This is a genomic window from Aquaspirillum sp. LM1 (assembly GCF_002002905.1).
In the GTDB taxonomy this organism is placed as follows: Bacteria; Pseudomonadota; Gammaproteobacteria; order Burkholderiales; family Aquaspirillaceae; genus Rivihabitans.
The window spans coordinates 64043-80042 of record NZ_CP019509.1 but is presented as its reverse complement, the minus strand read 5'-3'; the positions used below and the strand labels follow the sequence as shown (position 1 = coordinate 80042).

Here is a 16000-nt window from a genome sequence, read left to right as displayed (position 1 = left end):
TCCCCCTATCCATGGCCGGATGGGTCTTTCGCTATACTCGCTACCCCTAATCAGGATGTCTTGCCCGCTGATTGGCTTACCGGATGATTCGCACACCGAGTTCATCTGCTTGCACCGGGCAAGCATCACGTTTCCTTAGACTCTCTAGAGAGTAAGCCATCATGACTTGTCGTTCTCGTCTTACCCTGCTGGGAGCTGGTATTTTCCTGCCATTGGCTGCGCATGCTGCCAATGGTGGGGTGAATATTGCCGGCATTCCACTGGAGTTCATCGTATTTGCCGCCACCCTGCTGGGGGTGGCGGTATTTCACCACTTTTCCCTGTGGGTGGCTCTGGGCGGTTTTGCCACGCTGAGCGTGTACAAGATTGCCACGGTGGGCTTTACCACCGGCCTGGGCGTGGCCGGTTTCATTGGCCATCTGCACCATGAATGGGTGACGGTGGCCAATCTGTTCTGCCTGCTGACCGGCTTTGCCATCCTGGCGCGTCACTTTGAAAAAAGCCATGTGCCGGTGATTTTGCCCAAGTATCTGCCGGATGACTGGAAAGGTGGGTTTGTCCTGCTGGTGATGGTGTTTTTCATCTCCAGCTTTCTGGACAATATTGCCGCCGCGCTGATTGGCGGGGCGATGGCCCACCAGTTGTTCAAGGCCAAGGTACATGTGGGCTATCTGGCAGGGATTGTGGCCGCCTCCAATGCTGGCGGTTCGGGCTCGGTGGTAGGCGACACCACCACCACCATGATGTGGATTGACGGCGTTAGCCCGCTGGTGGTGCTGGATGCTTATGTGGCTGCCGTGGTGGCGCTGGTGATTGTCGGCTACTTTGCCGCCAAGCAGCAGCATGCCTACTCGCCCATCCTCAAGCACAGCCATGCTCACACCCATGTGGACTGGGGCCGCCTGTTTATTGTCGGCGTGATGCTCACCTTTGCCGTGGTTACCAATGTCGGTGCAAACATGCTCTACACCGGGATGGCCGACAGCTTTCCGTTTATCGGCGTGGCGGTGTGGCTGGCCATTATCCTGACCATTCCGGTACGTCGCCACGACTGGGAACTGCTGCCAGAAACCATCAAGGGGTCGATTTTTCTGCTGTCGCTGGTGATGTGCGCGTCGATGATGCCGGTGGAGCAACTGCCGCCCGCTTCGTGGATGAGTGCGCTGGCGCTGGGCTTTATCTCGGCAGTGTTTGACAATATCCCGCTGACCGCGCTGGCGCTCAAGCAAGGCGGCTACGACTGGGGCGTGCTGGCTTACGCCGTGGGCTTTGGCGGTTCGATGCTGTGGTTTGGCTCGTCTGCTGGCGTGGCGCTGACCAATATGTACCCGGAAGGCCGTTCGGCCAGCCAATGGCTCAAGCAGGGCTGGCATGTGCCGGTAGGCTATGTGGTTGGCTTTGCCGTACTGATGCTGACCCTGGGCTGGCACCCGGATGCACCGCATGATGAACCAAAGCCAACGCCTGCGCCGGTGGCACTGGTGCAGCCAGCGGCATCCTGACGCATTGTTACCATCAGGCAGCGCTTCAGACAAAAAAACCGGGCAATCGCCCGGTTTTTTTTTGCGTTTGCCGATTGCCGAATGGGCAAGCGTCATGGCCAGTCAAGGCAATCAGCCCATTGGAATATGTTGCCTATCAATGTCATCAAGATGAATGCGTGCGGTCCGCTCCGATCAGCCACTATTAGCGTAACTCTACGGGTATACAATAAATGAATAGTCTTAACGGATATCGCAATTGTCTATCCTTGCTCTCTAAATGCGGATTCAGAATAGGACTATCTATTGAAATTCGCACAAACACTATCTCCCAAAATGGAGATAATGCCATAATCCGTTTCATTCGCGCCCACGACAGCAAGCATGTCACGACATGCTTTTGCCTGTGTGGCGTTTTTTTGCCTGTTGCTGAGCAACCGGATGGCAAGCTTTGGTGCCTGATGTGGCCATGCCGGTTTTGCATTGATTGAGTTTCCCCCTGGCGCCACCGCACACCCACAAGGACCCGGCCATGAAAGCGCCTACACTGGCAAACATGCCCCTTCCCGCCTCGCTGAACTCCCCAACGGCCACACCGGTTTCTGTGCCGGGCTATACGCTGGAAAGCCTGCTGGGCACCGGCAGCTATGGCGTGGTGTTTTTGGCCACCGACGACAAAAACCAGCAAAAAGTTGCCATCAAAATCGCCAGGGTAGACGATGACGCACGCCGGATAGAACGCTTCCAGCGTGAAACCGTGCTGTGCGGTCGTCTGCGCCACCCCAGCATTGTGCAATTGCTGGGCGACGGCATGAGCGGGCCATTTGTCTATGGGGTGTTTGAATACGTGCCCGGCATTACCCTCAAGCAGCTGCTGCAGCAGGAAGGCGCGCTGGAAGCAGTAGAGGCGGGCCGGCTGATGATGCAGGTGCTGGATGCCCTGGCCTGTGCGCATCAACTGGGCATTGTCCACCGCGACCTCAAGCCAGAAAACATCATGATTGCCACCTATGGCGTGGTCAGACACGCCAAGGTGCTGGATTTTGGCATCAGCACGCTGGTGCCGGACTTTCGCGACCCGCATTTCAAAAACATCACCCACGCCGACGAATGCCTGGGCACGCCCACTTACAGCGCGCCAGAGCAATTGCGCGGCGAAGCCCCCTGCACCCAGTCCGACCTTTACGCCTGGGGGCTGATTTTTCTGGAATGCCTGACTGGGCGACCGGCGTTTGAAGGCGCATCCACCGCCGATATCTTTTATCAAAAGCTGGTGCCACAGGAAATCATGCTGCCCAAGGGCGTGGCCAGCCACCCGGTAGCCTCGCTGCTGCGCAAGGCGCTGCGTAAAAAGCGCGATGAGCGCAGCCAGTCGGCCCAGGTGTTGCTGCACGAGCTGTCGCGCATCCGGCTGGACGATCTGGTGGATGTGTCACTGCCTACCCCGGCGCAGGCGGCCAGCACCCTGCTGCCCACCGTGGTCAGCCAGCCAGTGCGTGAGGAAAAGCGCCAGGTCACCCTGCTGTTTTGCGGCGTATCGGTGTGGTTGCCACCGCTGGACGATGATCCGGAAGCGGTAGATTTTGAACAGCAGGAAAGCCTGCAGCGCACCCTGTCGCAAGCGTTTCAGGAGGCGGCCCTGCAGCGCGGTGGCAGCTTGATCGGCAACCTGGGTCATCAGTTTTGCGTGATGTTTGGCTACCCGAAAAGCACCGAGGGCGACGCCCGGCTGGCGGCCACCATTGCCACCGAACTGATGAGCCTGGCCCGCCGGCGTGCCAGCGATGCCGAGCTGTGCCGGGTGGGGGGCCAGCTGGAAGTGCGGGTTGGGCTGCACACCGGCATGGTGGTGATTGCCAACCACGAAGTGTCGCCGGGCAATACCCTGAATATTGCCATGCAGATCGAAACCGCCGCGATGCCGGGGGAAATTTGCGTGAGCGAATCGTTTCGCCAGCTGCTGCGCGGCTTTGCCGAGTTTGACGCGGCGGGCCAGGTGCGGATTCCGTCCACGCCGCTGGTGATTCCCTGCTTCCGTCTGCTGATTGACACGCTCAAACCGATTGAAGAAGTGGCCGGATCAGACTCCTGGCACACCCGCTGCATTGGCCGCAGCCGCGAATTGCGCGAGCTGCTGCGCAGCTGGCGTCATGCCCGCGTTGGCCAGGGCCGCAGCTGGATGCTGCGTGGCGAAGCCGGGGTGGGAAAGTCCTGCCTGAGCGAAACCCTGCGCCGGCATATTGTCCGCAAGGGGGGGCGCACCTTGTGTGCGCGCTGCTTTCCTGAATACGAAAACAGCGCGCTGGCTCCGCTCCTGGCGCTGTTGCGCCAGCAGGTGCTGGAATCCGGCCCCGCCGACCCAGAATCCCAGATTGCCCGGCTGACCAGCACACTGCAGGACGCCGGCTGCGATGTGGACCGGGTGCTGCCGATTTTCTGCACCTGGCTGGCGTTGCCGTTTGGCCACCGCGAACCTAGCCCGGTGGCCCCGGTGCTGCAAAAGCGCCTGTTGATCGAATCCGCCGTGCAATGGCTGCTGTATCTATCCCACCAGGCACCGCTGCTGCTGGTGGTGGAAGACCTGCACTGGGCAGATTCCGCCTCGCTGGAATGGCTGCAACACCTGAGCGACAGCCTGGGCAAGCAGCGGATTGTCCTGCTGCAAACCTGCCGGCCAGGCTGGGGCCTGTCTCCTGGCGCAGACACGCGCCTGCTGGAGATTGGCCGGCTGAAAAGCGCCGAAGCCGCTGCCATGGTGCGCCATCTGTTTGCCCCGCAACGCCTGGCCAGCACCGTGGTGGACAATATTGTGCTGCGCACCGACGGCGTGCCCCTGTTTATCCAGGAGCTGTCGCACATGTTGCGGGAAACCAGCCTGGTCGAGCAGGACGGGGTGTGGAACTTCAAGGACAGCACCCATCTGGACCGGATTCCCATTACCCTGCGCGAATCACTGAATAACCGCTTTGACCAGATTGGCCCGGCGCGCGATATCCTGCAATTGGCCGCCACCATTGGCCGCGAAGTGGACGCCGGCCTGCTGTATACATGTGTAATCGACGCCCATGGGAAAAATCTGGATATTAGCCTCAATGTTCTGGTTGAGGCCGGTTTGCTGGCCCTGGCAGATGGCGGCGCGCGGTATATTTTTCGCCATGCCCTGATTCGCGATGCAGCCTACGATGGCATGTTGAAATCGCAGCAAAAGCGCCGGCATGAAACCGTGGCGCTGGCCATGGAAAAAATCTACCCCAATCAGGCGGAAGAATCGCCGGGGGCGCTGGCCCACCATTTTGCCCGGGCAGAACATTACGCCCAGGCCATTCCGCTGGGGCTGGCCCAGTTACGGCAAACCCAGCATCGTTCGCTGAATGATGAAACCATTGCCTACGCCCAGCAGGTGGATGGCTGGATTCAGCACCTGAGTGGTCAGGCGAAGCTGGAAGCCCGGCTGGAACTGAATGGCTATGTCACCCAGGCGCTGATGAACAAGCATGGCTGGGCTCACCCGCAGGTGGCAGAAAAGATAGCGCTTTCTGAGGTCATTCTTGCGCAGAACATCTCAGCTGAATTGCGCCTGCAACATTTATGGACCACGCTGACCTATCACCATGTTGCCAGCAATCGCGCCGAGGTCATGCAGCTGGCGCAAGCCATGTTGCTGCAAGCTCAAATAACAGATGACAGCCATGCGCATGTGTCGGCGAAGTTATGGCTGGGGTTGGCGCACTACTCAGAAGGCTGGTTTGACGATGCCGAACGCGAACTGTCCGCTGCGATTGCGCAGCATGATAGTGTGCTGCATGCCGAACATGCCGCACGCTTTGGCCTGGATACCTTGGTCTGGTCGTATGCAACACGCGCATTAGTGCGCTGGGGGCAAGGTTATGGACAGCCGGCATGTGACGATGCCCATGTGGCCGTGGCGCATGCACGGCAACTGGCGCATGTGCCGTCGCTGGGTATTGCACTGCTGTATCTGGCGCTATTTGATCAGGGCCGTAACGATGCTGTCGCCACGCAAGCCGTGTGCGAAGAATTAATCGAACTGGCGCAGCGCTACGGTCTGCCGGCATTTTTGGGTTACGCACAGATTATCCGCAGCTGGACTGTGGGTGAGGTGGCCGAAGCTGATGCTGGTGTTGAAGCGCTGTGGCGCATCGGTTGCCGCTATGGCCAGACCAGTTATCGGGCATTTGCCGCACACTCTCTGGCGCGTGCGGGTGATTTTGATGGCGCGCTGGCAAGGCTGGACGATTGTCTGGCGTTGGTCGAGGTGTTGAGCGAGCGCCGACATCTGGCCGAGCTTTACTGGGACAAGGCGAACTATCTGTGGGCACGTGGCGCCAGCCTGGTAGAGATTCTGGCCGCCGCCACTGCCGCCGCCGAGTGTGCTCATGCAGGTGGCAAACGCCGTATAGAGGCGCAGGCCTTGTATTTGATTAACCAGCTTGACCCGGATTTTTGCGTAGGCGCTGCAGAGCGTCTGCGCGACTTGCTGGCTCAGTGGCCCGAATTATCGCCCTGGGCGGATTGACTCCCACCCCTGAAAAGGAGCATCACACGATGAGTGTCACCACTGTACAAACCGGCGGACCATTGCTGGAGTTTCGCCTGGCTTATCTGCGCGCCATCGCACAAGCCTGGGCTGATCCGGCATTCGAGGCAAAACTGCTGGCGGCTGACGACATTCAGCCGTTGTTGGCTGAGCAATTCGGCTTGACTTCCGTTTGGCCCAAGCTGGATATCCACCTGGAAAACAGCGCACTCCCTACCGAGCAAACCCAATGGAAGCCTGAGCTGACAGGTGGCTGGATTGGCATGGACGATGGCTTTGAAATTGTGCTGCCCAACCGTCCGGCCTCTGGTGCTGCTGAAGCACTGGCTGCGTTCTATCAGATCTTCCCGGATCTGCTTGGCCCAATACAGGATGTTGAACACACTCAATCGAAAGTGGAGGGCGTTTAAATGGCTGCATTACCTACCGATCTGGGCATTCCGGGCTGCGGCCCCGACTCTATGCCGGCATTTGGCGGTTTGGTGCTGCGCGCCATCGCCCTGGCTTGGACCGACCCCAACTTCAAGGAAGCGTTGCTCTATCCGCCTGGTGGCGATGCGTCTGCGGTGTTGAGTCAGTGGCTGGGTTATAACAGCCCGTTCAACTTCAAAATCAAGTTTGTCACCAACCCAGGCCTGAACTGGGATGGCGAGAAATGGAATCTTGATGATGCCAATGGCAAGCCAATCAAGAATCGCATCGTGCTGAATTATCCGAACGCGCCGAAAGACAAAGCGTTGCAGCCGATTGCGCTGACATCCTACAACAACACCGGCCCGGCTTATCCGTTCACCTGCTGACCGGTGTGATCAAGCGCAGTAGCGAGCAGGCCATACGCGGTTCGCTACCGTTCGTGACGCACGTTCACCCCATGCCGGGTACCAACGGCATGGGGTGAACGTGCGTCAGCACGCCATCCTGTTTAAGCAAGCGAAACTCTCATGACCGATTGCTTTGCACACCTTGCTTCCGCCCAAACCGCTTGGGCAGCGCTGACCAACAGCTCCGCCACCTTGGCGCTGACTATTGCGGCCCGCGCTTGCCCTTTACCCGAACTGAACTGGCGTGATGCACTGGCTGAGCAAGTCGTGCGTGCCTGCCCGCTATCCCTGGCACAACTGACTGCTGACCCCACACTGGTGCGCGGCATCATCGTGCGCAGCCAGTACTTTGACCAAGGTGTGCGTGATGCCGGTTTGCGTGCCGGCAGTCTGGTGCTGACGCTGGGCGCGGGGCTATGCACCCGGCGCGCTCGGTTGGCCGGCATACTGGATCCGGCTGTGGGCTGGTTTAATGTGGATTTACCTGAGGTCATCACCGTGCGCCAGCTGTGCTTGCCGCCAGTAGCTGGCGAGCGCAACTGGGCGGCTTCGCTGACGGAGACAGGCTGGCTTGACGCTGCCGGGTTGTGCGCTGATGTACCGCATGCATTAGTGCTTGAAGGGGTATTGCCTTATTTGTCCACCGATGATGCACATGCATTGCTGGTTACCATTGCGGATTATTTTGTTCGCTACGGTTTACGTGGACAGATATTGGCCGACTTTCTGCATCCAGCCATGATTGCATCTTCAGAGCAGGGCGGCGTGCATCTGCCTGTGCGCGGAGGCGCTATTGACGCCACCGAACTGATTGCCGGCCATCCGGGCTTGCATATCCTGGCCGAGCGCCATCCATTTGCTGAATTTTCTGCCGGTCACCAACAATTTGCCGCTGATTTTCTTGCCCAACACCAACATCCGCCCTACACCCTGGTTTGTCTGGCAGTAGGCCTGCCGGAGGAAAAGGCAGATGATGGATTGGTTTAACCTCATCCCGAGTTGGCATCCGCGCTATCAGGCAGTGCTGGAGCCGCATGGCGTCACGTTGTTTGATGATGGGGGCCTGCTGCATTTTGAACAACCGCTGGTGTGCCGCGTCGCGGAATTGATTGAACTGGCCCAGCCTCTGGCGGAAATCTGCGCCAACCCGTCTTGGCTGGCTGAGCTGCCAGCGCTGCTGAGCACGCTGGCGCAGATGGCCGGACAAGGCTGGATATGCGCCACTCAAGCACGCCCCACCGGTTGGCTGACCCCGGATTTTAAACTTTCCCCACGTGGCTTGCACTTGTCCCCTTTGCTGGAATTGGTTGTGCTGACAAGGTTGCTGGACGAGACGGAACTGTGTCACTGGGTTACCAGCGTGGCCTGGCCAACATCACCATTGCGGCTGGTGGTGTGTGACGATTATTTCGACCCACGCCTGCCAACGCTGCATGCAGAATGTCAGGCAGCTGGCGTGGCTTGGCTGCCTTTACGCATCAGTGGCGATGCACTGTGGTTCGGGCCCTATTTTGATTATCAGCCCGGCCATGCTTGCTGGCATTGCCTGGATGCGCGTCTGGCGCGCAACCAGCCGGTGCGTGCCCACTGGCGCAACCTGAATAGCAGCCAGCATCAAGGTGTGCCACTATCCGCCAATGCCGATGCAGCGCGCATGCGCCTGCGCACGCTGACGACCTATCTGGCACAACCATTAACCGAATGGCCGCTATTGACCGTGCATGCTGATGACAAAGTGTGCGTCCATCCCAGCCCACAACGTCCACAGTGTTCTGCCTGTGGCAATCCTGACTGGCTGGCGATGCATCAGCACCAGCCACTGCGCCTGCATCCGGCACGTAAGCTGCTTGGTGTGGCCGGTGGGGCTCGCACACAAACCTCGCATGAGACGGTCACCCGACTGATGGCCGAAGTCAGCCCAGTTAGCGGTGTGGTGGCTGATTTGTGCGCGTTGCCCAGTCTGGGCGATATGTCGGTGTATCACAGCCAGTTTTTCCGCCCTTTGGCCAGCGGCTTGGACTGTCTGACGCGCGTCGTTGCGCAAAGCTGTCTGGGTAAGGGTGCCAGCGACGCCCAGTCGCAGGCCAGCGCCTTGTGCGAAGCGATTGAACGCTACGCAGCGGGTTATCAGGGCGACGAAGCGGTGGTGATGGGCCGCGCGCGCAGCCTGAGCACGCTGTGCGTGCTGCCGCAGTCGCTGCTGTTTTTCAGCGCCGAGCAGCGCGCGCAGGCGCGCCCCGGCGAACGGGCCGCGCACCTGCCCTGCGAGGACGACACCCTGATGGCCTGGTCGCCGGCCTGGTCGCTCACCCATCACTCTGCCCGCCTGCTGCCGCTGGCTGCCTGCTATGCCGACGTGCCGGCCCCCTGGTCCGATTACGCCAGCTGGAGCTCCAATGGCTGCGCCAGCGGCAACTGTCGGGAAGAAGCCATTTTGCAGGGCCTGCTGGAAGTGGTGGAGCGCGACGCAGTGGCCATCTGGTGGTACAACGCCCTGCCGCGCCCGGCCTACCCCAGCCAGCACGCTGGCCCCGCCTGGCTGCGCACCACCCAGGCGCTGGGCAGCGACTGGGACAGCTGGATGCTCGACCTGACCCACGACATGGGCATTCCGGTGGTGGCGGCCATTGCCCGGCACACCACCAGCGGCGACTGGGCGCTGGGCTTTGGCTGCAGCCTGGAGCCCACCCTGGCTGCCGAGCGCGCGCTGACCGAGCTGATTCAGCTGGTGGCCGCCAATAAATGCCTGCCGGCGCACTGGCGTGACGCTGACGCGGCCCGCGTGGCCTTTTTGCATCCAGCTCCGCCGCCGGCCTCCCCGCCGGCCTGGCCTGCCGCACACGCCGACATTGCCGAAGACATCCATACCTGTGTGCAGGCGCTGCAGCGTTGCGGGCTGGAAGTATTGGTGCATGATTATTCGCGGCCAGATATTCCGCTGCACACCGTCAAGGTGGTCGTACCCGGCGCTTGCCATATCTGGCCAGAACGGGCCAACCCACGGCTATACCAGGTGCCCGTGGCGCTAGGCTGGCGAGACACCCCGATTGCCGCCGACGCGCTGAACCCCTGGGATTTATATGTCTGAGAAGCGGCCTGGGTCAGCCTGATCTGCCGGTTCTTTTCCTCACCACAGGAGCATCAACATGGCTATTCTGCGTAATGAAGCACTGCGACGGCGCGTGATGCTGCGCCCGATTCACACCTTTGGCCGCCACCCGGCTTCCTGCCGCACCGTCTTGCAGGAAGCCGATGTGTCCAAGCTGCATGCCTTGATCCGCTGGAACGGCAGTCAGTGGGAGATCTACGATCAAAGCCGCAACGGCACACTCCTGGGCGGGAAAAAACTGCCTGCCGGACAGTGGCAGGCGCTGCAGAAGGGTCAGCACATCCAGTTTGGGGCTGGCCCCAACGCCATCTGGGAGGTGATCGACGACGCTGCGCCGCAAGTATGCCTGTTTGCGCTGGACGAACCTTGCCAGATACAGCACTTGCGCCCGGAAGAAAACCTGCTGCCCGACGTCAGCGCGCCAGAAGTGAATATCTACCACAGCAATGCCACCTGGCTGCTGGACCGGATGAACCGGATGGATGCGCTGGCCGACGGTGATTGCATCCGCATTGGTCCGCAGTTGTGGGAATTTGTGCTGGGAGAAGAGCTGGATATGACCCAGGAAGCGCCCGCGCAAGGAAAGGAAGAGGTGGCGGAAGATCTGCATTTTGATTTTCATCTCAGCCAGAATGAAGAGCATACCAGCCTGGATTTACGCGTTGGCCAGCAAGTGATTTCACTGGGCGAGCGCATCCATCACTATACCCTGGCCACCCTGGCCCGCCAGCGCCTGCGCGATGCCCGCCAGGGCGTGGAAGAGTCCAGTCAGGGCTGGATTCCGCTGGACAATCTGGCGCGCATGCTCGGAGTGGATCCGCCCTACATCAATATCCAGATCTTTCGCGCGCGCCAGCAAATCACCCGCGCCCTGCCGATGAGCCGCCAGCCCGCCTGCCTGTTTGAACGCCGGCGCGGCGAGGTCCGCTTTGGCGGCTATCCGTTCCGGATTCTGAAAGGGCTGACTGAAGAAGGCAGCTTTCCGCATGCGGCGATGATGTAGCGCGGGCGGCCAGCCGGGTCTGGCTGGCGCAGCGCACACGGACGGCTTACCCGGCATCGGCGCTGTCGGCCACCTCCATACCGCGAAACACCGAGCAGCGCACAAACACCGCGTTATCCGGGGCCAGCTGCTTCTGGTTGCAGTATTTGGCCACCAGAATCAGCATCACCGCGCCCCAGCGCTGGGCGCGGGTCAGCACGTCTTTCAGCGCGGTTTCCATCGCTGCCACATTCAGCCCCAGCTGGCCGGAATGCACCCGGTACAGCGGGCGCTGGATGATCTCCGAATACACCTCTGCCGTCAGCGTTTTACCCACCCCGGCTGGCCCGGCGCACAGCACCGTGGTGCCCCCCGACTTGCCGGCGACAATATCATCCATCAGCACGTCCATCTCGGCAGTCAGAATGTCGATCAGGTCGGTTTGCTCCGGCGGCAGCACCAGCTTGGTTTTCAGCTCTGGCTGGTAGGCGTAGGGCTGCATATCGTCCACATGCACCCACACATAATGGTGCAGGTCGAGGTGGAACATCAAAATATAAAAATGCACCGGCAGTTCGGTGAACATACCCTTGGGAATCGCCGTTTGTGCGTCTTCCACCTCGGCTTCTTCCTTGCCGCTGAGCCGTGAATTGCGCGCCACCCGGCGGACAAACTTGCTGAGAATATCCCCGGTGGCGTCCAGCGCCAGCGGACGCTCGTTCAGAATCCCCTCGTCGTTGACCAGCCGCGCCGGGCTGCTGGTGGACGACAGGATGATTACATCCTTGCGCACGTAGTTAATGCGCGACTTCTTCGCGCTGCTTTATATGCCTTAGGGATACGCTGAAAAAATCGTCATTCCCGCGAAGGCGGGAATCCAGGGTGTTGATTTTGCTGGGTTTTGCTTTTGGTGAGAACAATTTTTTTGAATAAATCAGCGCATCCTTAGAGCTTTATCCATGCCGTATTTATACCTAAAATGATTTTTTTCTTGACATACAGCTTATGCTATAGAAGTATTCAATCATGCTAACAAAAAAATCTTGCTTTATTTCTTGATGCTCTATGCGTATCTCTTGCCTATGTGCCTACCTGCTTTTGGCCGTGTCTCCCGCCGTGTGGGCTGACCTGCCGCTGACAGTCGAAGATCTCATCACTGACCAAGGTAAGGTAAAGCTGGATTTGTCGTTGGCGTATGCCAACACAGACCGTAGTGGAGTTTCGACTGGAGAGCCGATTATTGTTCAGACCGGCCCTACCTCGTTTGTGACCCTGCCCACGCTCGTTGGCGAGAGCATCGGCAACAGCGACACCGTGGTTGCCACCCTTGGCATGCGCTACGGTCTGACGGCTAAGACCGAGGTGTACGCCCGAATAAGCGGCATGTCGTCTAACCACCGCCGCAGCGGTGTAGGTGGCGCAGAATCAAACAGCGAATCGGGTTTTGCCGATGCCTGGGCGGGCGTCAACTACCCGTTCAGGAAAGACGGCGACGGTCCTGCCGTACTTGGTTTTGCCGAAATCGCCTTGCGGGAGAAGCACCGTCGCAGCAGCGCCAGCTTCAAGTCGGCCATGCTGGGCATCACCACCTATAAGGCGATTGATCCAATTGTGTTTTCTTTGACCACTGCCTATCGCTTCAATCAAACCCGACAAGACGGCGCACAAGATTATCGCCCCGGTAACCTGCTGCTGCTTAATCCATCGGTGGGCTTTGCTGTGAACGATCGCGTGACGCTGACCACTGGCATGCAGTGGACACGTCGGCAGGCAGAGCGCTTCGCTGGTCAGAGCAAGGGCATCGACCGCACCGCCACCGATCTGTTGCTGGGCGTCGGCTATGGCATCACCCAGGGCAATACTTTGAACGCCACGCTTAAGGCCAATGCATCGGGGCGCGACGGATCAGAGTTGCGGACAAATTGGTTGTACTCGTTTTGATTGAAACGCTGTGTTCAGCGCAGCCACGAAAAGAGACGGGTGGCAAACCGCCCGGGAGAAATTGCCGGTGACGCAAACACCGTCAATGGGTGCCTCGGGAGTCTATTTCGAGGCTTGTTGTTGTACTTCGTGATATGAAGGAGTCTATATGAATCAGATCAAACACGCAGCACTGGCGCTGGCCATGGTGGGCATGCTGTTGGCACAGGCGCATGCCAGCGAGGCGCAGGTGCAGAACCTGCAAGCTGTGCAACCGGTGGCGGCGTTCAGCCAGACGGACATCAATGCAATGTTCGAGCAGACGGAGCAGCCGATGCAACTGGCTACCCTGTCGCAGGCAGGAGATGAAAGAAACCGAGGGAGCATGGGTTTGGTGGGCGGCAGCTGGTGCCCTGGGAGGCACAATGAACACCATCGGCTATATCGGCAGTAATCCCGATTGGTCCTACGGGGGAGCCGCGTACTCCTTCTTGAGCGGCGCAAGTGGTGGCCTGATTGCAGCCCTTCCGGGTGGCAACGTTGCCCGTTTGGGATACGGCGCACTGGGTGCCTATACCGCCTCGCAGCCGTGGGGCGGCTATAGCTGGTCTCAATGGTAAGAGAAGCCTGAATCTTCGAGGGAAGGGAATCCTATCGACCATGGGGAAGACATTTTGGTGGATCTGCGTTGTAATAGGGCCACTTTGGATAACTCGATCTGGCTTATTGCCTAGGGGGACGATCAAGCTGCTCTACTCCAGCATCGGGTACGCCGCACTCGTGAGCTCGATAGCATGGCTTGCTTGGGGCTTTGAGCTGTTCAGCAGCGTTCTCGTGACTTGGGCTGTCACGGTTGTCGGGGTAACAGCGACATGCCTCGTGTTTCGGCATCTTCTTGACACAAAACCTCGTGATCCGTGAGGGCGCGATTGATCTCGCGCCATCGGCGGAATCTTTATGAGCACATTGGCCCACTCTTCTTTGTATTGGCGCAGTACTGCTTCTGGCGGGTCACTTTTCGGAGCCAACCTGCGCCACCTGATCTTCATGGTGTTTGTTATGGTGACTAAATTATCAAGTCCCGCCTTGTTATGGAAAATGAAAAATATAAATTCTATCGCATTAATTTTCTGTCTGGGTATAGCGTTTTTTGTGTTTGGTGGTGCGGTGAAAGAGTTTGTGAAAAATACATTCCAGGGGATTGATCCTGGTGTCGGTGCTGCATTGGTAGCAATGCTTTGCATACTAATGGCTCTACTTACTGCCATTTTTACTTCAATAGTTTTGAAAGTCTTGCAAGGTAAAGGGTAAGGTTGCACTTGATTCTTGAGACCGTCCATTGACTCTATTGCACTTTGTGTTTGAGACTGCCGTGAGAAACCACCTAATAAATATCACTACTGTATTCGTATTTCTATTATGTGGTGCGTTAGTGAGCCATTTTTTTCTTGGGCACCAGCTTACAGTAAGCTGGCAAATAATTTTGATAGGAGTCTTACTTTCTTTGGCGCTAGGCCTAATCGCCACCTGGCTTGAAAAACGCGGGTGGTGGTGATTAAAAAAACGTTAATTTTATAATAAAAAATTTTTAAAAATTTGCCATTTGCCATTTGCCATTTGCCATTTGCCATTTGCCATTTGCCATTTGCCATTTTATTTTTTTGGGTTGCTGCTTGTTTGGTTGGCTGGATGCGTGGTCTTATTTGACAGGGTATCTCATGTTTTCTCTCGGCTTCTCAGTCTTTATTCGCGATGAACTTGCTTTCTCGCGCTTCGACTTCCCTCGCTGGCAATCCCTGCTGGCCATTTCGCTTATCGGCCTGCTGATCGGCCTGGACCCGAGCTTCCGCGCGGTGCCGCCGGACATGCCTGTACCGCCGTTGTGGCTGGCCGTGGTCATGGGGTTGCTCGCCACTTGGGCGGCATTCCTGGTCATCCTCGGTGTGCTGCACTGGTGGATGAAGCGGGGCGGGCGCTGGGATGGTCAGGGCGATCTGTTCAATCTGGTGGCGGCATCGTGGCTGGTGGCCGACACGCTGGGCGCGGGGTTGACGGCGCTGGGCATTCCCCCGCTCTTTACGCTGCCTTTATGGTTGTATTCGGTGTGGGTTGGAGCCAATGCGCTGTCGGGTGCCATTCCCAAGGCCAGTCTGGGCTACAGCATAGCCGGCATCGTCATCGGTTTGATTCCTGCTATGTTGGCCACGATGGTCGTGTTTGCATTACTCGCCATCGTGTTGGCCATGTTCGGATTTTCCCCGCCAGCGAGCATGGGCTGATGTTTTCCGTGAAATTGCGCCTTGTCTCCGCCATGTCGCTGGCTTTGCTCAGCGCCATGGGATTGGCTGATACGCCAGTTGTAACGGACACCCGTGCGCCAGCACGTGTTGAGGGCGTTCTGCTCGCCACTCACTCCGCGCACGGCATTGTCCAGGTACAAAGTTGGAAGGCGCGCCGCGACGCGCGTATTGTCAAGCAGGACCTGGATTATTCATGCGGTGCAGCGTCCCTGGCTACCTTGCTCAACAGCTTTTATGGTCAGAGTGTGACAGAGGATGTTTTGCTTAAGGCCATGGACAAGCGCAATGGCCGCGCCAGTTTCGAGGACATGGCGCAGGTATTGCCACAGTTCGGCTTTCGTGCACAGGGCTTTGCTGCGAGTTGGGAGCAGCTTATGCGATTGAAGATGCCCATCATTTTGTATGTGAAGCACCGCAAGGATGACCATTTTACGGTGCTGCGTGGCATCAGCAGTGACACTGTGTGGTTAGCGGATCCGTCTCTGGGCAATCGCACCTACAGTCGAGCGCAGTTTCTGGCCATGTGGTTGACGCGCGAGGACCGAAATGATGGCCTGGCAGGCAAGTTTCTGGCCGTGTTGCCGATTGCTGTGGAGAGGGTGTCCTCTGAAGATTTATTCACCAAAACGCCGTATCGCCAAAGTGCCAATGCCGCACTTCAGCTTGCATTTCGCAGGCTGCCGTAATGCACCTCGGTGATTTGTGGGCGCTGTTCCGGCTTGGTGCCGACAGCAAAGTGGACCAAGCGTCAGCTTGCTCTGGTGTATGTGCCGGGGTCAGGCATTGCGCTGCCCACGCAGGCGTATTCTGTTTGCCTGCGTGGGCTCGC

General features: G+C 58.5%; 13 protein-coding genes. 12 read left to right on the top strand and 1 reads right to left on the bottom strand.

Translation table 11 applies throughout. The annotated features are described in order from the left end of the window. Positions 1-161: 161 nt before the first annotated feature. The 7 genes from BXU06_RS00305 to BXU06_RS00280 all read left to right on the top strand — a co-directional run bounded on the left by BXU06_RS00305 (position 162) and on the right by BXU06_RS00280 (position 10972). On the top strand, positions 162-1502 hold the full coding sequence (locus tag BXU06_RS00305) for a hypothetical protein (RefSeq protein ID WP_216352515.1): 1341 nt from the start codon (positions 162-164) through the stop codon (positions 1500-1502). A gap of 511 nt (positions 1503-2013) precedes the next feature. After that, a complete protein-coding gene (locus BXU06_RS00300) occupies positions 2014-6018 on the top strand; it encodes a TOMM system kinase/cyclase fusion protein (RefSeq protein WP_077295965.1) in 4005 nt (1334 codons plus the stop codon). Beyond that, positions 5988-6449 (top strand): BMA_0021/BMA_0022 family TOMM bacteriocin, encoded by a 462-nt coding sequence (locus tag BXU06_RS17800; protein ID WP_216352514.1) that lies wholly within the window; start codon positions 5988-5990, stop codon positions 6447-6449. The genes BXU06_RS00300 and BXU06_RS17800 overlap by 31 nt, the downstream gene beginning before the upstream one ends. Beyond that, a complete protein-coding gene (locus BXU06_RS17795) occupies positions 6450-6839 on the top strand; it encodes a BMA_0021/BMA_0022 family TOMM bacteriocin (RefSeq protein WP_216352513.1) in 390 nt (129 codons plus the stop codon). It abuts the gene before it with no gap. Between the two features lie 288 nt (positions 6840-7127). Next, complete coding sequence (locus BXU06_RS00290) at positions 7128-7847, top strand: class I SAM-dependent methyltransferase (protein ID WP_171982064.1); 720 nt, start codon at positions 7128-7130, stop codon at positions 7845-7847. After that, complete coding sequence (locus tag BXU06_RS00285) at positions 7831-9948, top strand: TOMM precursor leader peptide-binding protein (RefSeq protein WP_077295963.1); 2118 nt, start codon at positions 7831-7833, stop codon at positions 9946-9948. The genes BXU06_RS00290 and BXU06_RS00285 overlap by 17 nt, the downstream gene beginning before the upstream one ends. A 58-nt stretch (positions 9949-10006) precedes the next feature. Further along, positions 10007-10972, top strand: a complete 966-nt coding sequence (locus tag BXU06_RS00280; protein ID WP_077295962.1) for an FHA domain-containing protein — start codon at positions 10007-10009, stop codon at positions 10970-10972. A gap of 46 nt (positions 10973-11018) precedes the next feature. Here BXU06_RS00280 and BXU06_RS00275 read toward each other — a convergent pair whose 3' ends face one another. After that, on the bottom strand, positions 11019-11744 hold the full coding sequence (locus BXU06_RS00275) for an ATP-binding protein (protein WP_216352512.1): 726 nt from the start codon (positions 11742-11744) through the stop codon (positions 11019-11021). A gap of 311 nt (positions 11745-12055) precedes the next feature. Here BXU06_RS00275 and BXU06_RS00270 point away from each other — a divergent pair, with 311 nt between their 5' ends. The 5 genes from BXU06_RS00270 to BXU06_RS00250 all read left to right on the top strand — a co-directional run bounded on the left by BXU06_RS00270 (position 12056) and on the right by BXU06_RS00250 (position 15857). Further along, entirely contained in the window at positions 12056-12892 is an 837-nt protein-coding gene (locus BXU06_RS00270) for a transporter (protein ID WP_216352511.1), read from the top strand. A gap of 148 nt (positions 12893-13040) precedes the next feature. Then, positions 13041-13325: a hypothetical protein gene (locus BXU06_RS00265; RefSeq protein ID WP_077295960.1), complete on the top strand. Its 285-nt coding sequence runs from the start codon at positions 13041-13043 to the stop codon at positions 13323-13325. A 503-nt stretch (positions 13326-13828) separates the two neighbouring features. Further along, positions 13829-14182 carry a hypothetical protein gene (locus BXU06_RS00260; protein WP_077295959.1) on the top strand — a complete coding sequence of 118 codons (354 nt, stop codon included), beginning with the start codon at positions 13829-13831 and terminating at the stop codon, positions 14180-14182. Positions 14183-14589: 407 nt separating this feature from the next. Next, positions 14590-15150 (top strand): hypothetical protein, encoded by a 561-nt coding sequence (locus tag BXU06_RS00255; protein ID WP_077295958.1) that lies wholly within the window; start codon positions 14590-14592, stop codon positions 15148-15150. After that, a complete protein-coding gene (locus tag BXU06_RS00250; protein ID WP_077295957.1) occupies positions 15150-15857 on the top strand; it encodes a C39 family peptidase in 708 nt (235 codons plus the stop codon). Before BXU06_RS00255 ends, BXU06_RS00250 begins: the two co-directional genes overlap by 1 nt. The last annotated feature ends 143 nt before the right edge of the window (positions 15858-16000 follow it).